This is a genomic window from Helicobacter pylori, from assembly GCA_008032955.1.
In the GTDB taxonomy this organism is placed as follows: Bacteria; Campylobacterota; Campylobacteria; order Campylobacterales; family Helicobacteraceae; genus Helicobacter; species Helicobacter pylori_DC.
Genome location: CP032046.1, coordinates 1,269,961 through 1,285,450 on the forward strand (window position 1 = coordinate 1,269,961; position 15,490 = coordinate 1,285,450).

The following is a 15,490-nucleotide window of genomic DNA, read 5'->3' on the forward strand; positions in this document are numbered from 1 at the left end:
GACATTCATGGAAAAATTATTGAAGTTTTTAAAATTCTTTGCCAGTAGCGTAACTCTAGATGAAAAATTTTTAATATTTCTTCTTTGTAACGCTCTTTCTAACGCTTACAAAAATAGCGATTTGTTTTCTTTCTCTAAAGGCTTTTTAGGCGCTTTTTTAATCGGGTTTGTGGTGTATTATGGTTGCGCGCTAATCCCTAAAAAACGCTTGAAATATTCATTAGAATGGCTGTTTATAGGAAGCGGTATTATTTTTAGCGTGGCTGAAATTTTTACGCTCTTTATGTTTAAAATGCCTTTTTCAAAAGGCTTGACTGACACGCTTTTAGCCACAAACAGCTCTGAAACGATGGCGTTTATAAAAAGCTATAAAAATTATTTGTTTTACTACGCTTTTATTTTGATCGCTTTGTTGATCGCCATTAAAATCATTCGCTTTAGAGCGCTTGTGCCTGGTGTGATAGCGAGCGTTTTAGGGCTTTCTATCCTTACCATAGGAAGCGTTCATAATGTTAAACACCTTACAAATAACGACGCCATTTTAAAAAGATCACTCTTTTCTCTTTCTTTGGCTAGAGGGTTTTATTCCGCCTATTTGAGCTTAACTGATCGCCAACAAGCCATAAAATTTTATAGCTTTTTAAATAACCTTTATTTACCAAGCGATTATCTTTCTAGCACGGGCGATGTTAAAAATGTCGTCTTAGTCATCGGCGAAAGCGCGAGCAGAAATTTCATGCAACTCTATGGCTATAGCGTTCCTAATAACCCCTTATTGAGCCAACTCGCCAACGAGAGAGAGAGAGAGAGAGAGAGAGTAACAACTTGTTCGTGTTTTCTGACACGATAAGCAAAGAAGGCAGCACTTCTGATGTCTTTGAAAACCTGCTCAATTATAGCGATGCTGAAACGAATAAGCCTTGGTATCATTACCGCAACATGATAGACATTTTCAAGCGATCCCATTATGAAACTTTTTGGTTAGAAAAACAAATCGTCGATGAATGGGGGATCACACAAAATCTAGTCTCTAATCGTTCTAAAAACCGCTACCTTCTTCAACGCGATAGAAATCTCTACTTCCTTCCTGGAGAATGGACAGGATATGATGAAGATATTTTAACTTTTTATTCCAAAAATATCCAACCCCAATTAAAAAGCAAGAATTTTATCGTGTTCCATTTGCGTGGCTCACACAAGACTTACAGCGAGCGTTTCCCTAAAAGCTTCGCCAAATTCAAACCAAGCGATTTGTCTTTTTCTAATTTGCATGTGAGCAATGATAGAGACAGGCAAATCGTCGCTGATTATGTCAATTCGCTTTATTATAACGACTTTGTTTTGAATGGGATTTTTAACCTCTTTAAAGATAAGGACGCTATTGTGTTTTATTTGAGCGACCATGCACAAGATGTTTTTGAAAGCGGCCCCACTTATGGGCATAGCTGCTCTAAAGCGGGATTAGAAATCCCTTTTATGATTTATGTGAGCGATATTTTTAAAGAAAAACACCCCGAGAAAGTCAAATTGATTAAAAACGCTTTAAACAAACCTTTCATGAGCGATGATTTAATCCATTCTCTTTTGCCTTTGGTGGGCATTCGCACTAAAGACGAGATAGAGAGTAAAAACCTTTTTAGCCCTAAATTTGACGCCCAAAGAAAAAGGATTACTTGTCGTTGGGGGATTGGATCATGATAGGACTAAATAATAATAAGGCTCTGTTCTCATCAATAGGGATAAGCTTGATTCCACATAAAGCTTTTCAACCCTATCTCAAAATCTTCACTTCTTCTTCTAAATGAATGCCGTATTCTTGTAACACTCTGGTTTTGGCGAGTTCTATCAAATCTAGCGCTTCTTCAAATTCTGCACCCCCCAAATTCACCAAAAAATTCGCATGCTCTTTAGCAAAGCCCACTCTTTTTAAGCGATAACCCCTTAAGCCCACGCCCTCTAAAAGCCTGCCCGCATAATCGTTAGGCGGATTTTTGAAACAGCTCCCAAAATTAGGCAATTTGGGGTGGCTTTTGCGCATGCTTTGACACGCTTTTAAAACTTCTTGTCTAAAGCCATGCGTTTTTTTAAACCTCGCCCTTAAAACAACGCCATTGAATTTGCTGCTGCGATAATCTAATCCTAGCGCTCCACTCCCTAGCCATTCATTATTAATGCAAGCGCTTTCTAAAACATTTTTGATTTCAAATTCTTTCATGCCAGCATTCATTTTAACTAACGCCCCTAAAGTGCCGGGCAATTGCCCTAAAAACTCTAAACCCTCTAAATCATTCGCCCTAAAATAATTAAAAATTTTAGACGCATTAGCCGCTCCCCCTACCTCCACCCACTCACCTTGATCGCAAATGTAATCGTAGTTTTTTCCTAATAAAGCGAGATTTTTCACGCCAGGAGCGATCAAAAGGTTGTTCGCTAAGCCTATGATCTGGTGTTCTTGAGAAATTTCATTATCGTTTTCTAAAACGCTCACTTTTAAAGGCGCGCCGATTTTCACGCTGCTGTAACGAGAAAAATCAATAGTTGTTTCTAGCATTTTCTAGCCTATGATTTTAGGAATGAGCTTGATTAAGGTTTTGGTATAGTCTAAAAGCATGTTCGTCATCCACGGCATGGTTAAAATCAGCACCCCAATCACGGCTAAAATCTTAGGCACAAAAGACAAAGTCATTTCATTGATTTGAGTGGTCGCTTGAAAAATACTGACTAACAGCCCCACCACTAAGCCCGCTAGTAATACCGGTAAAGAAATCATCAAAGTGATTTTATAAGTCTCAATGGCGAGTTTCATGAGTTGTGATTCCATGATATTCCTTTTATCTTAAGATTTCTTCTAATTGCTGAAAGCTTTGTTCAAAAGGCTGTAAAGCGTTTTCATCTTGCGCTAAAAATTGCTCCATTAGAGCCTTTTTCTTAATCGCTTCATCAAGCTCTTTATCATTCCCCATTTGATAAGAGCCGATGCGAATGAGCATTTCATTTTCTTTTAATAACGCATACAAACGGCGGAATTTTCTCGCGCAAAGGTTTTGAGACTCGCTGATGATGTCTTTAGCCACCCTTGATGCGGAGTTTAAAATATTGATGGGCGGGTAGACCCCATAATCGGTCAATTCCCTGCTTAAGACGATATGCCCGTCTAAAATACTCCTGGCCTGATCGGCTATGGGGTCGCTCAAATCATCGCCCTCTACTAGCACGCTAAAAAAAGCCGTAATGCTCCCCTTATTTTCTTCCTTGCCCGCCCTCTCCATTAATTGAGGCAATAAAGAAAGCGCGGATGGGGGGTAGCCTTTGGAAGTGGGCGGTTCGCCTAAGGCTAAACCGATTTCTCTTTGAGCCATAGCGAAACGAGTCACTGAATCCATGATGAATAACACATCTAGCCCTTGGTTTTTAAAATACTCCGCCACGCTCATCGCGCAAAAAGCCCCGTATTTGCGCATCAAAGGGCTATCATCGCTCGTAGCGACCACCAACACGCAAGAGCTTAAATCCCCTTTTAAGTTTTTCTCTATAAATTCAGGGATTTCTCTGCCCCTTTCCCCAATCAAAGCGATCACTTTAATGGGCGCTAAGCAACCCCTAGTGATCATGCCCATTAGCGTGGATTTACCCACCCCAGAGCCGGCAAAAATGCCCAGTTTTTGCCCCTTACCGCAAGTCAAAAGCCCATCAATGCTCTTCACCCCCACGCTAAAAACCTCATCAATCAAGCCTCTTTTTAAAGGGGCTATAGGCGTTGTAATCACAGGCGCTAATCGTTCATAATCTAGCACCCCCTTATTGTCAATGACTTGCCCTAAAGGGTTAAGCACCCTCCCTAAAAGATTACGGCCCACAGGGAAATTCAACCCCTCTTTTAAGAACAGCACCTTATCGCCAGCCCTAGCCCCCTCTATAAAGTTAAAGGGCGTGAAACCAAACTGCTCTTTTTCTGCCACCACCACCATTCCCACGCATTCGCTGCCATCGCTTTTTTCAATCTTCACCACATCGCCCACAGAGGGGTTAAAACCATCCGCATAAACGATATTGGGCATGATTTTTTTCACGCTCCCATAGCGAGGCGATAGATCAAAACGTTGATTCAAGCGGTTTTTTAAGGATTTTAGGGGCATTTAAAGCTCTTTAGTCCATAAGACTTCAGCGATTTGGCGCTCATCATTGATTCTATTCACATGCACAATCACATCAATCGCGCTTTTAAAATACGCTCGCATCAAGTCCTTGTCTAAGGCATGCGTATAACGCATGCTCAAATTCAGTGAAAGGGCTTCTAAAGTGTTTTGAGCGCTATTAGCGTGAATGGTTGAGAGCATGCCCTTATGCCCGGTGTTTCCTAAACGCAAAAAGAGTGCTGCATTCCTGGTGTCAATCTCGCCCACAATGAGCCTGTCTGGGTTTAAGCGCATGGCCATATTGAGAGCGTCTTCATAATTAAAGCGCGTGTTTTCTTGCTTGCCCACTAAAAGCCCCACGCAATTATTAAACGCTTTTAAATCCAATTCTTGGCTGTCTTCAACGCTCACCACCCTTTCATCTTTATTGACGCAATCTAAAAGAGCGTTTAATAGGCTTGTTTTACCGCTTGAAGTCTCCCCACTAATAAGAATGTTATGCCCTTTTAGGGCTAAATCTTTCAAACCCTTTGGATCGCTTGCTTTGAAAGTGAAATCGTCTAAACTTAAGGGCTTAAGCCTAGGCACACGGATATTGAGCGTGATTTGATTGTTCGTGGTGATGCTAAAATGATTCGCGCTCACCCTATAGCGCGTGAAAGGGATAGAGCAATTTAAAGTGGGGTGTTCTTCATCAAAAAACAACCCCCTAAAACTGGCCAATTGCTCGCAAAACCTCAGCAAAAACGCCTTATCAAAAAGCGCATGCCCTCTTTTTTCTCGGGTGTTATTGATTTTATAAAGCCAAAGTTCCTGCTCGGTATTGATTATCAGCTCGGTGATCCCGCTTTCTAAAAAAGGGGTAAAATGGCCGATTAGGGCTTGTAAAACTCTATGGGTTTGTAAAGTTTCCAAAAGCCCTATCCTTTTATCATCGCTCTTTTAAAACCTCTTCGCAACGCTTGCAAGGGGTGTTTTCTAGCTCGCTTTTAAAACGCCAACACCTGGGGCATTTATGAAAGGGGGCTTTAAAGAGCGTGAATGCTGGCGTTTCGCTTAATTTTTCTTTTGCAACCCCTACAAAGCTCACCATCAGCAATTCTTCTACTAAATTTTCACGCAACGCTTTTTCTTTTACTTCAATAGCGCATTCCAACGAATTTTTGATCACGCCTTCTTTTTTCAATCGGTCTAACTCTTCATTAAAGGCAGAACGCAAGGCTAAAACGGCTTCAAAATTTTCTGGTTTTTTAAACTCTTTAAGGTGGAGTTTTTCTAAAACGCTAATGCCTTTTAAATCAAACACATCTTTGGCTTGTAAAAACGCGCGCAACACCTGGCTATGCTCTAAGACTTCTTCGATCGTGTGCGTTAAAATCGGGGCTAAAAAGTAGCACAATTGACTAGCCACAGCGAGCAAGACCATTTGAATGGCTTGGCGTTTTTCATTATTTTTGCTATCGCAATACAAGCTATCCTTACAAGCGTCTAAATAAATCCCGCTCAATTCATTGGTAACAAACGCCATTAAAATATTCAAGCCCTTCACAAAGTCATGCTCTTCAAACGCGCTATTGACTCCAGTGCTTGTTGTTTCTAAAGCCTCTAATAGAAAATGATCTAAAGGGCTAAAGTCATGGGGGTGTTCTAAATTCTTGAGATCCATATCGCTAAAATTAGCGAGTAAGAATTTTAGGGTGTTGCGGAATTTTTTATAATGCTGTTCTGTTTGAATGAAGAAGGTTTGAGAGACCCTCAAATCGTTTTGATAGTCATTAAACGCTACCCACAAACGCACCACATCGCTCCCATGCTTTTTGAGTAAATTATCCAAAGACACCACATTGCCCTTAGATTTGCTCATTTTCTCGCCCTTTTCATCTACGATAAAGCCATGCGTAATGACCTTTTTAAAAGGGGCTTGATTATTTAAAACACAACCGATTAAAAGCGAGCTTTGAAACCACCCCCTATGCTGATCGCTCCCTTCTAAAACCACATCGCTAGGGCTTTGCCCCTTTGCTCCATAGTAGTCTTCTAAAACCGCCTTAAAGGTGCTACCGCTATCAAACCACACGTCTAAAATATGCATGACTTTTTCATAATGCGTGGCGTCCTCTTGATGGCTAGGGGGCAATAAATCTTTCACGCTATACTCCCACCACACATCACAGCCTTTTTTTTCAAAAAGATTCGCCACATGCTCTAAAACTTCGCTTTCAAAACAAGGCTTATTCGTGCGTTTGTCTATGAAAAAGGCCAGTGGCACGCCCCATTTTCTTTGCCGGCTCAAGCACCAATCAGGGCGGTTTTCTATCATGGTTTTTAGGCGGTTTTTCCCGCTGCTTGGCACAAATTCCACCTTTTCAATCGCATTCAAAGCCACTTCTCTTAAGGTTTTTTGAGAGCCGTCATTTTGGATAAAAGGCTCATCCATTAAAATAAACCATTGCGTGGTCGCTCTGTAAATCACAGGCTTGTGCGTCCTCCAACAATGCGGGTAGGAATGCTCAATCTCTTGCTCTAGCAATAAAGAATCGCCCAATTGCTCTATAATGCGTTTTTGAGCCTTAAAAACATGCTCGCCCAGATAGCTTTCATCTAATAGTTGGTTATGGATAATGCCCTCATCATAGCAACCTTTCTCATCTACAGACATTAACACTTCTAAATTATATTTTAAGCCTAAATAATAGTCCTCTTCACCATGCCCGGGCGCGGTATGCACGGCTCCTGTGCCATCTTCTAAACCGACATGCTCTCCTAGAGTGATTAGGGAATCTCTTTGGTTTAAAGGATTAGACGCTTTCAAGTATTCTAAATCATTGGCATTGAATTCATGCGCAATCTCACTATCCACCACCCCTAAAGCGGCTAACTTTTCATGCAAGGCTTTAGCGACTAAATAGCCTTTTTGGGTGAGCGCATAAAGGGCGTCTTTTTTCAAAGCGATCGCTACATTCGCATACAAAGTCCAAGGCGTGGTCGTCCAAATCACCAAGCTCGCTTTTTTAACTTTTAATTTTTCTAAACTCTCCTTTTTCAAACCAAACGCCACGAAAATGGAGGGCGATTTTTTCATCTTGTATTCCACTTCAGCTTCCGCTAAAGCGCTCTCGCATGCATAACTCCAATAAATAGGCTTATGGCGTTCTTTCAAAAGCCCTTTTTTAGCCACTTCCACTAAAGCCCTATAAATGCTCGCTTCAAATTTAAAATCCATGGTTTTATAAGGATCTTCAAAATCCCCCAAAACGCCTAATTGCAAAAACTCGTTCTTTTGGATTTCTAAAAACTTTTTCGCATGATCTCGGCACTTTTCTCTAAACAGCGTGGGGTTTTCTAGGCTCGTTTTTTCCTTTTCCAATTGTTCTAAAATTTGCTGCTCAATGGGCAAGCCATGGCAATCCCAACCGGGCGTGTAATAAATTTTATTCCCTTTAAAATATTCCCTTTTAACGACAATGTCTTTTAAAATCTTATTTAAGGCATGCCCTAAATGCAAATGCCCGTTCGCATAAGGCGGCCCGTCATGCAAGGTGAAATCCCCATGGTTATCTTTCCTAGCTTGCATGCGTTTAAACGCTTGTTGCTTTTGCCATTTAGCGTAAGTTTTAGGCTCATTAACGCTCAAATTCCCTTTCATAGAAAAGGTGGTTGTGTTTAAGTTTAAGGTATCTTTGTATTCTTTCACTGATTGATCCTTAGTCTTTTATCTTTATTCTTTTGTTTTAGGAGCGATATAAAGGTGCGTGTCTTTTCGCGGCACATTTTTTAAAGTGGGGATTTGCAAAATCGTGTATTCTTCTATCCCTTTTAGATAATGCAAACTAATCGCATCGCCTATTTTCACTTCTTTACTGGCCTTAGCACAACTCCCATTGAGCCACACCGCCCCTACATTGCACATATCTGTCGCTAAAACGCGCCGCTTCACTAAACCCACTGATTGTAAAAATTTGTCTATTCGCATGCGTTTATTTTACCCTAATCTTTAAGTTTTTATCCATAACTTATAAGGGTTTTAGTTTTAGCATGTTAGCATTCAGCCACCACTCTTTTTAAGGAATTTGCTTGAAGTTTCAAATTGTGAGTTTGTTAGCCGCTCTTTTATTAGCCTCTTGCTTGCCCCCTAAAGGCCATCATTCTGGTTTGGTGAATATGTATATCGCTCATCAGGGCCAAAGCGTGCGCACTTATTGGCGCAAAGTGGATAGAGGAGTTATCGCCAAACACAATGAAGCGCTTGAAAAAAACCCTAAAGCAAAGCTCAAAGACCCTAGGGGGCCTTTATTCATGCTAGGGAGTGAGCGTTTCATGCTTTTATGGAAAAACCGCTACGCTTTAGCCAAAGTTCAATCGTTCAAGCTAGAGCCTGGGTTTTATTACTTGGATTCTTTTAGCGTGGAAACTCAAAAAGGCATCTTGCAGAGCGCTCCTGGCTATTCATACACTAAAAATGGCTATGATTTCAAAAATAACCGCCCCTTTTTCCTGGCCTTTGAAGTCAAACCTGACAGCACAATCATTCTTCCTAGCGTGGAATTGAGCCTGATTAAAACCCCTAGAGGCTTTTTGGGGGTGTTTTTATTTGACAATAACGAAAAGGGGGCCAATACCCAATGGATTGAAGGGAGCTTGAATTTAAAGCTTAAAAACGCTTCTTTTAAAGACGCATGGGGGTTGGAACCATAAAGCATGAAGTGATCGCTCGCTTTTCGTAAGCTCTTTATGATTAGATTGTAAAAAATGCTTAAAGCATTTTTTAGATTTTATTACCCCTATTCAATTGGAACAAAGCCATTAATTTTTCAAAAACTTTTAAAACCGATAAACATAATCCGCGCTCCAAGTAACATAGCTTTCAAAAATGCCCCTAGGGATTTTTGCTTGTAAAACCCTCACACTTTCGCAAGTCTTTAGCTTTTTTAAAGAACAACTAGGAGCGTCGCCATGAATGCTCGCGCTCAATTCTAGCGTGTGGCGTTTATCGCCCATTCTTAGCCCTAACGAGCCATAGCCCTGAAATTGCGCTAATTGCGCTAATATGTTACCAAAATCTTTAAGAACATCGGCTGTTACGCTCTCACCCCCTAACCCAGCCCCTATAAAATAACCGATGAAAAACTTCTCATTTTCATACACATTGTGTAAAAAATCCATAAAAAGCTGTAAGTTGACATTGTTATCATACCACCATTAAAAAAAGAAACAGGACTTATTGTGTCTATGGGTATCACTCCAAATAAGTATTGTTGGTATTTATCTTTTTCCATGTAATTGCCCGCTTTATAGGAATATTGGAACCCTCCCCTAACGCCAAAACCCATTTTTTTAATCTTAACAGGAGCGGCATACTGATACCCCACTTTAAAATTAAAGCCGTTTAAGATTGTGCTGGGATCTTTTCTTTCTAAGGGTCTTCCACCCAAGAAATGAGGTAGCAAAACAAAACTATCTTTATAAGCTAAATTCCATGAAAACATCCCGCTATAGCCAAGACCGGCAAAAAAAGCGCTTTTATCCGCTCTTTGATGTTTAGCCTTAGCTTTTTCTTTCGCTAAAGCTTCTTGAACCTTCTTTCCAACGAGTTTATTAAGCTCGCTCTCATCTATAGCGTGGCTAAAATGAAACCCTAGCACAGAATAAAAAGCCAAAAATAAAAATTTCTTATTGGGTTTTAAAAAAATGGGGGGGTAACTTGCATACCCTTTCCTTGATTGAAAAATTGTTTTAATATTTTGAATATTGTAAAACATTGAAGCTTAAATTAAAAGTCTTAACAATATTATTGGATAAAAAACTACTTTTTATAGGCATTAATGAGTATTTTAACATTAATGAGCGTTTGTAAAAATAAAAATCAAGCGTGTTGGTTGGATTGGATTTAACGGGTTTGATTAGAATGGATTAGATTTGAATGATGGTATTTTAAAGTCAAAACCAGAGACAACCCTAGTCAAGTTGCCCCTAGCCACACCGATATTACTCGTGATGCCCGTGGCAGCAACCTTCTTCTTGATGATGACTATCGCTAGTGCTGCAACAACCTTCTTCATGATGAGAGCTGTGGTGGTGATGATGGTGTTCACCGCCATGATAGTGGTGGTGGTGGTGTCCGCCGTGTTGTTCTTCATGGTGTGCCATGATGACTCCTTTGATTAAAAATTTAAATTCTAGCTCACTAGCTAGGATTTCATTCTACAATATAAAATCTAATCAATTGTTAATGGAAGGAATTTTAACGCTAATTTTTTGAATTATCGCTTGAATAAAACCAACGCCCCCCAAAAAAGACAAACGCCACAAAAAAAGTTTTTAAATTTGTTGGGAGAGTTTTTTCTCCCTCAATTGCCCGCAAGCTGCTTCAATATCCAAGGCTTTAGATTCTCTAATGGTGCATAATAAGCCTTTGGAGTTTAAAAAATCCGCAAACATTCTAGCGCTCTCCAAACTGGGGCGCTCAAACTTAGAGCCTTCATGCGGGTTGAATAAAATCAAATTCACTTTGGATTTAATGCCGTTTAAAAGTTTTAAAAGTTTTTTAGCGCAATCCAGGCTATCGTTTAAATCTTTGATCAAAAGGTATTCAAACATCACTCTTTTGCGCTGCTCTAAAGGCCATTTCCTCACTTCATTCAAAACGCATTCAATATTGTATTTTTTATTCAAGGGCATTAAAGATGAGCGCGTTTTGTCATCTACGGCGTGTAAGGATATGGCTAATTGCACGCCTAAGTTTTTGCCCGCTAAAATAGGGATTTTATCGGCTACGCCACTGGTAGAAATCGTGATTCTTTTAGGTGAAATTTGCATGCCAGTATTAAAAATCTCAATCGCTTTACACACCTCATCTAAATTGTTCAAAGGCTCGCCCATTCCCATAAAAACAATGTTGAGCGCTTTTTCAATGGGGAGGTTATTGTCTTCTTTAATGAGTAGGGCTTGCTGGATAATCTCGCTCGCTTTTAAGTTCCTTACAAAACCGCCTTTTTGAGTGAAACAAAACGCACAACCCACTTGACAGCCGATTTGACAAGACACGCATACGGTGTATTTTTCCCCCTCTAAAATAGCGTTCGTCTCTTCATCAATCTTTTTATCCTTCATTTTCAACAACACCGCTTCAAAAGTATGGTTGTCTTTTAAAGATTTAAAAAGGTATTTTTTAGAGCCATCAACGCTCTCTCTCACATGCGTGATTTCTATCGTGCGCAAAGTAAATTCTTGCTCCAAATAAGCGATAAAATCTTTTGAAAAATTATTTTGCATGTCTTTAAAGCTTGTTTTATACTTCGCATAGAGCCACAAATAAAGCTGTTTAGCCCTAAAGCTTGGTTTTAAAAGCTGGCTCAATTCCTTTAGAGTGAAATCATAAATGCTCGCTTTCATGCTTTAAGCCCTAATTCTAAAAGTTGGTGCAAGTGCAAGACCCCTAAAACCTTATTGCGATCATCTACGCACACTAAAAGCTGGATCTTATGGCGCTCTAAAAACTCTAACGCTTCTAAAAGAAGAGCGTCTAAATTCTTAAAGCTTTTAGGTTTTAAAGTGGCAAAACGCTTCACTTCGCTCTTTAAGTTAAGCCCTTTTAATAGCGCCCTACGGACATCGCCATCGCTCAAAATCCCCACAAGCTCGTTAGCCTCATTGACTAAAATCGCGCTGCCCAAGCGTTTTTCACTCATTTCTATGAGCGCGTCTTTAAAGCTTGTGCTAGGAGCGATTAAGGGGAGGTTCGTGGTTTGCAGTAAGTCTTTAACCTTGATAAAAAGTTTTTTGCCTAAAAGCCCGCCCGGATGAAAGGAGGCAAAATCTTCTTGACTAAAGTTTTTCGCTCGCATCAAGCATGCCATTAAAACATCGCCTAACGCTAGAGTTAGGGTGGTAGAAGTCGTTGGAGCGGTGTTAATCGGGCAAGCTTCTTTTTGAATTTTCAAGCTCAAATAATAATCGCCGAGTTTAGAGAGCGAGCTGGTGGGGCTTTTAGTGAAAGTGATGATTTTATGGCTTAAGCGTTTTAAATGGCTCACCAGATTCAATAATTCTAAAGACTCACCCCCATAGCTAATCATTAAAACCACATCGTTTTTTTCCACCATGCCCAAATCCCCATGCATGGCTTCTGTAGGGTGTAAAAACGCGCTTTTGTTACCGGTGCTTAACATAGAAGCAACGATTTTTTGCGCCACTAAAGCGCTCTTACCCACGCCCACTATCACAAGCTTACCCCCCTTTTCTTGGCTTTTTAAAATGAGCTTGACAATCGCTTCTAAATCGTTAGGTTTTTGGAATTGCTTAACGCTTTCTAAAAGCGCGCTCGCTTCATCTCTTAAGACTTGCACGGCGATAGCGTTATAATCAAGTGGCATGGACATGGCAAATGATAGCCGGGTATTTTCTAAACTTTTTAAAGAGCGCTTTTCTGATGAAATTACGGGTGTGATCTTCTAATTTCTTAGGGCTATTCAAAATTTCGGCGTTGCTGGATTTCAATAACAACTCTAATCCTCCTTGAATTTCTTTAATCAAATGCTTTTCATCTTTGAAACTCACAAGCCCCAAACTGGAAAATTGAGAGCTTTCTAAAAGCGCTTGTTTGTTTTTATTCACAAAAATCGTAGCGGCAAACACCCCAGCGCTAGCGACTTCTTCTCTTTGTTGCACAATGCTTGTGTCAATACTCAAATTGCTTTGGTTATCCACATAGCTTTTACCGCTTTTAATGGTGCCTACTTTTTTAATGAATGCAGGGCCAACCTCCACTTGATCGCCATCTTCCATTAAATAGATATTTTTTTCAGGCACCCCGCAAGCAATAGCGGTTTGCTTGTGGCGCGCGACATGGTTATATTCCCCATGCACGGGTAAGAAAAACTTAGGCTTGATGAGTCTTAACATGAGCTTTTGCTCTTCTTGGGCGGCATGCCCGCTCACATGGATATTGTCAAATTCTTGATAAGCCACTTTAGCTTCTTTTTTGATCAAGAAATTCAACACCGCTGAAACGCTCGCTTCATTGCCAGGAATGGCTTTAGCGGAGATGATGACTAAATCGTTGGGTTTGATAGAAATGTGGCGGTGTTCATCAGTCGCCATGCGATAAAGCGCGCTCATGGTTTCGCCTTGTGAGCCAGTCGTTACGATTAAGACTTCATTATCCGGGTATTTAGCGACTTCATTGGCTTCAATAAAAGATTGATAAGGCAAATGGATATAGCCTAATTCTCTGGCGATGTCTAGGTTTTTTTCCATAGAGCGCCCGATCACAGCGATCTTGCGGTTGTATTTAATGCCGTATTGTATGGCTTGATACACCCGGTGGATATTGCTAGAGAATGTGCTCATAATCACCCTCCCTTGCGCTTCTTTAAAAAGCGTATCAAAAGCCGGTGCTATGGTGCTTTCACTCGGTGTGGTCCCGGATTTATGGGAGTTAGTGGAATCGCTTAAAAGAAGCATCACCCCCTTTTCGCCATAGTGCGCTAAACGATACAAATCGGTGGGCAAATTATCCACTGGGGTGTGATCGATTTTAAAATCGCCGGTGTGGATGATGGTTCCAGCTTTAGTTTGGATCGCTAAAGCGCTGCTGTCAATAATGGAATGCGTGATATGGATCCATTCAATGATAAATTCACCCACGCTAATAGGGCAGCGCTTTTCTACGATTTTAAAATACGAGCGGTATTTTTTCAAACCATGTTCATCAAACTTGCTCCCAATCAGCCCTAAACTCAAGGGCGTGCCATAAAGGGGGAATTGCAACTCTTTAAACAAATAAGGCGTGGCCCCTATGTGATCTTCATGGGCATGGGTGATGATAATGCCAGCGATTTTGTCCTTGATTTGGTGCAAGTAGGAAAAATCCGGGATCAAAATATCCACGCCAAAGAGCCCTTCTTTAGGGAAGCTCATGCCCGCATCAATCACGATCGCGCTTTTTGGGGTTTCAATGACCATCATGTTCCCCCAATCTCGCCCAATCCCCCTAAAGGCGTGATTTTAACGCTCGCTTTAGAGTTTAAATTCATCTTATAATGCGGGTTTAAATGCTCCACCTGGATCTTGTTATTAGCTTCAACGCCCTTTTTTAGCTCCTTATGAAAGCCTAAAGTCCCTCTCTCATTCACATGCAAAATTTCCGTAACGCCCTCTACTTTATTGTTATCCAATTCTTCTTGGGCGTAATTTCTGGTCTTTTGGGGGGTGTGTTTAGCTTTGTGGTGGTTTGGTTTTTTGTTGGGGTGGCGCTCTTTTTTATGGTGTGAAGGCGCTTCATGGTTTGAAGACTCTGCGTTTTTTTGCGCGTTTTCTCTAAAACGCTTTTTGCGGTTGGTGAATCGCTCAAACGCTCCGGCTCGCATCCCATGATGAGCGTTTGGGTTTTCACTGCTGTTTTCATTGTTTTCATTGATTTCATTGTTTTCATAATGGTTGTTATCAGTCATAACGATTATTCCTTTCAATTTTTTAAAAAGGCATTAGCCTTTTAAAAGGTATTCTAAGAGCTTGAGATAATCTTTTATCTCAGACGCCCTCACGCTTGTTGGTTGGTTTTCTAACGCTAAAAAATCTAACACCTTATCAAGCTTTTCTCTATAAGAAACGCTTTTTTTAAGATTGTTTGAAAGCGTCTTCCTAGGAGATGAGAAACAAGCTTTCAAAAAATCTTCTAATGCTTCAAACCCTTTTTGTAGGGCTTCTTCAAAAAATGGCGCTTGGAGTAATGAAGCTAACGCCTTTTCTTTTAGCGGCTCTTTAATCACTTCAAACACGCTAGAAAACACCTTTGGAGGCGGGCTAAACGCGCTAGGCGGCACATCAAACAAAAGGGTAGCGTTCCCTATTGCTTGAGTTAAAACGCTTAGGGCGTTCTGTGAATCTTTAGCGCAAAATTTGAGCGCCACTTCCTTTTGCGTCATCACCAATAAGCCCCTGCATTTAGGGTCTTTGAGCGCGTTTAAAACAAGCCTGGTAGCGATATAATAGGGCAAATTAGAGATCAAAAAATAAGGTTCTTCTTCTTTTAAAAAAAGAGCGTCTTTTTCCACTAATTCTAATGCAAAAGGCTTTTTTTGCACCTTTAGTTTTGATCGCATTTTTTCGCACAAACTGCTATCTATCTCATAAGTCTTTAAAGGATAGCGATCCAACAACTTAAGAGTCAAATCCCCTAGCCCCACGCCAATTTCAATTAATTTCAATGGGTTTAAGGGGGGCAAAGCATCAACAATTCTGTCTAAAAACGACTCGTCCGTTAAAAAATGCTGTCCTAAAGACTTTTTAGCTACTACCATAAGAAGCGCTTCTAAAACTCCTCATATTATACCTTAAAAAGGGGATTTGTCTTT

The 15,490-nt window shown here is 40.5% G+C and carries 12 protein-coding genes and 3 pseudogenes; 3 read left to right on the plus strand and 12 right to left on the minus strand.

All coding sequences use genetic code 11. The features are described from left to right. Nucleotides 1–7: 7 nt before the first annotated feature. Complete coding sequence (locus tag D2C72_06235; GenBank protein QEF43858.1) at nucleotides 8–850, plus strand: phosphoethanolamine transferase; 843 nt, start codon at nucleotides 8–10, stop codon at nucleotides 848–850. After that, nucleotides 832–1,711 (plus strand): annotated as a pseudogene (locus tag D2C72_06240) (sulfatase). The gene D2C72_06235 and the pseudogene D2C72_06240 overlap by 19 nt, the downstream one beginning before the upstream one ends. A gap of 60 nt (nucleotides 1,712–1,771) precedes the next feature. Here the strand turns inward: D2C72_06240 and D2C72_06245 are convergent. The 6 genes from D2C72_06245 to D2C72_06270 are packed head-to-tail and all read right to left on the minus strand — an operon-like array spanning nucleotide 1,772 to nucleotide 8,109. Beyond that, nucleotides 1,772–2,551 (minus strand): UDP-N-acetylmuramate dehydrogenase, encoded by a 780-nt coding sequence (locus tag D2C72_06245; GenBank protein ID QEF43859.1) that lies wholly within the window; start codon nucleotides 2,549–2,551, stop codon nucleotides 1,772–1,774. 3 nt (nucleotides 2,552–2,554) lie between these two features. Beyond that, nucleotides 2,555–2,821 carry a flagellar biosynthetic protein FliQ gene (fliQ, locus tag D2C72_06250; GenBank protein ID QEF43860.1) on the minus strand — a complete coding sequence of 89 codons (267 nt, stop codon included), beginning with the start codon at nucleotides 2,819–2,821 and terminating at the stop codon, nucleotides 2,555–2,557. Nucleotides 2,822–2,831: 10 nt separating this feature from the next. After that, complete coding sequence (gene fliI, locus D2C72_06255; protein QEF43861.1) at nucleotides 2,832–4,136, minus strand: flagellar protein export ATPase FliI; 1,305 nt, start codon at nucleotides 4,134–4,136, stop codon at nucleotides 2,832–2,834. After that, the gene (locus D2C72_06260) at nucleotides 4,137–5,051 is read right to left on the minus strand and encodes a conjugal transfer protein TrbB (protein ID QEF43862.1); all 915 of its coding nucleotides are present in this window, start codon (nucleotides 5,049–5,051) and stop codon (nucleotides 4,137–4,139) included. It lies immediately after the preceding gene. Between the two features lie 16 nt (nucleotides 5,052–5,067). Beyond that, the gene (locus D2C72_06265) at nucleotides 5,068–7,830 is read right to left on the minus strand and encodes an isoleucine--tRNA ligase (protein ID QEF43863.1); all 2,763 of its coding nucleotides are present in this window, start codon (nucleotides 7,828–7,830) and stop codon (nucleotides 5,068–5,070) included. A gap of 24 nt (nucleotides 7,831–7,854) precedes the next feature. Further along, entirely contained in the window at nucleotides 7,855–8,109 is a 255-nt protein-coding gene (locus tag D2C72_06270; protein QEF43864.1) for an RNA-binding S4 domain-containing protein, read from the minus strand. A gap of 101 nt (nucleotides 8,110–8,210) precedes the next feature. Between D2C72_06270 and D2C72_06275 the strand changes: the two genes are divergently transcribed. Beyond that, on the plus strand, nucleotides 8,211–8,831 hold the full coding sequence (locus D2C72_06275; protein QEF43865.1) for a hypothetical protein: 621 nt from the start codon (nucleotides 8,211–8,213) through the stop codon (nucleotides 8,829–8,831). Nucleotides 8,832–8,957: 126 nt separating this feature from the next. Here the strand turns inward: D2C72_06275 and D2C72_06280 are convergent. The 6 genes and pseudogenes from D2C72_06280 to rsmA all read right to left on the minus strand — a co-directional run bounded on the left by D2C72_06280 (nucleotide 8,958) and on the right by rsmA (nucleotide 15,436). Continuing rightward, nucleotides 8,958–9,793, minus strand: a pseudogene (locus D2C72_06280) (outer membrane beta-barrel protein). A 243-nt stretch (nucleotides 9,794–10,036) separates the two neighbouring features. Then, complete coding sequence (locus tag D2C72_06285) at nucleotides 10,037–10,273, minus strand: hypothetical protein (GenBank protein ID QEF43866.1); 237 nt, start codon at nucleotides 10,271–10,273, stop codon at nucleotides 10,037–10,039. Nucleotides 10,274–10,454: 181 nt separating this feature from the next. After that, nucleotides 10,455–11,528 carry a 23S rRNA (adenine(2503)-C(2))-methyltransferase RlmN gene (gene rlmN / locus D2C72_06290; protein ID QEF43867.1) on the minus strand — a complete coding sequence of 358 codons (1,074 nt, stop codon included), beginning with the start codon at nucleotides 11,526–11,528 and terminating at the stop codon, nucleotides 10,455–10,457. Next, nucleotides 11,525–12,514 (minus strand): KpsF/GutQ family sugar-phosphate isomerase, encoded by a 990-nt coding sequence (locus D2C72_06295; GenBank protein QEF43868.1) that lies wholly within the window; start codon nucleotides 12,512–12,514, stop codon nucleotides 11,525–11,527. The genes rlmN and D2C72_06295 overlap by 4 nt, the downstream gene beginning before the upstream one ends. Continuing rightward, nucleotides 12,498–14,587, minus strand: a pseudogene (locus D2C72_06300) (ribonuclease J). Before D2C72_06300 ends, D2C72_06295 begins: the two are co-directional and overlap by 17 nt. Nucleotides 14,588–14,620: 33 nt before the next feature. Further along, nucleotides 14,621–15,436, minus strand: coding sequence for a 16S rRNA (adenine(1518)-N(6)/adenine(1519)-N(6))-dimethyltransferase RsmA (gene rsmA / locus D2C72_06305; protein QEF43869.1), 816 nt, complete (start codon nucleotides 15,434–15,436; stop codon nucleotides 14,621–14,623). Between the last annotated feature and the right edge of the window lie 54 nt (nucleotides 15,437–15,490).

What these genes read in the sequence shown, in the direction of transcription:
- D2C72_06295 (QEF43868.1), bottom strand. Translation starts at nt 12,514, where the DNA reads ATGTCCATGCCACTTGATTATAACGCTATCGCCGTGCAAGTCTTAAGA.
- D2C72_06285 (QEF43866.1), bottom strand. Translation starts at nt 10,273, where the DNA reads ATGAAGAACAACACGGCGGACACCACCACCACCACTATCATGGCGGTG.
- rsmA (QEF43869.1), bottom strand. Translation starts at nt 15,436, where the DNA reads ATGGTAGTAGCTAAAAAGTCTTTAGGACAGCATTTTTTAACGGACGAG.
- fliI (QEF43861.1), bottom strand. Translation starts at nt 4,136, where the DNA reads ATGCCCCTAAAATCCTTAAAAAACCGCTTGAATCAACGTTTTGATCTA.
- fliQ (QEF43860.1), bottom strand. Translation starts at nt 2,821, where the DNA reads ATGGAATCACAACTCATGAAACTCGCCATTGAGACTTATAAAATCACT.
- D2C72_06270 (QEF43864.1), bottom strand. Translation starts at nt 8,109, where the DNA reads ATGCGAATAGACAAATTTTTACAATCAGTGGGTTTAGTGAAGCGGCGC.
- D2C72_06245 (QEF43859.1), bottom strand. Translation starts at nt 2,551, where the DNA reads ATGCTAGAAACAACTATTGATTTTTCTCGTTACAGCAGCGTGAAAATC.
- rlmN (QEF43867.1), bottom strand. Translation starts at nt 11,528, where the DNA reads ATGAAAGCGAGCATTTATGATTTCACTCTAAAGGAATTGAGCCAGCTT.
- D2C72_06235 (QEF43858.1), top strand. Translation starts at nt 8, where the DNA reads ATGGAAAAATTATTGAAGTTTTTAAAATTCTTTGCCAGTAGCGTAACT.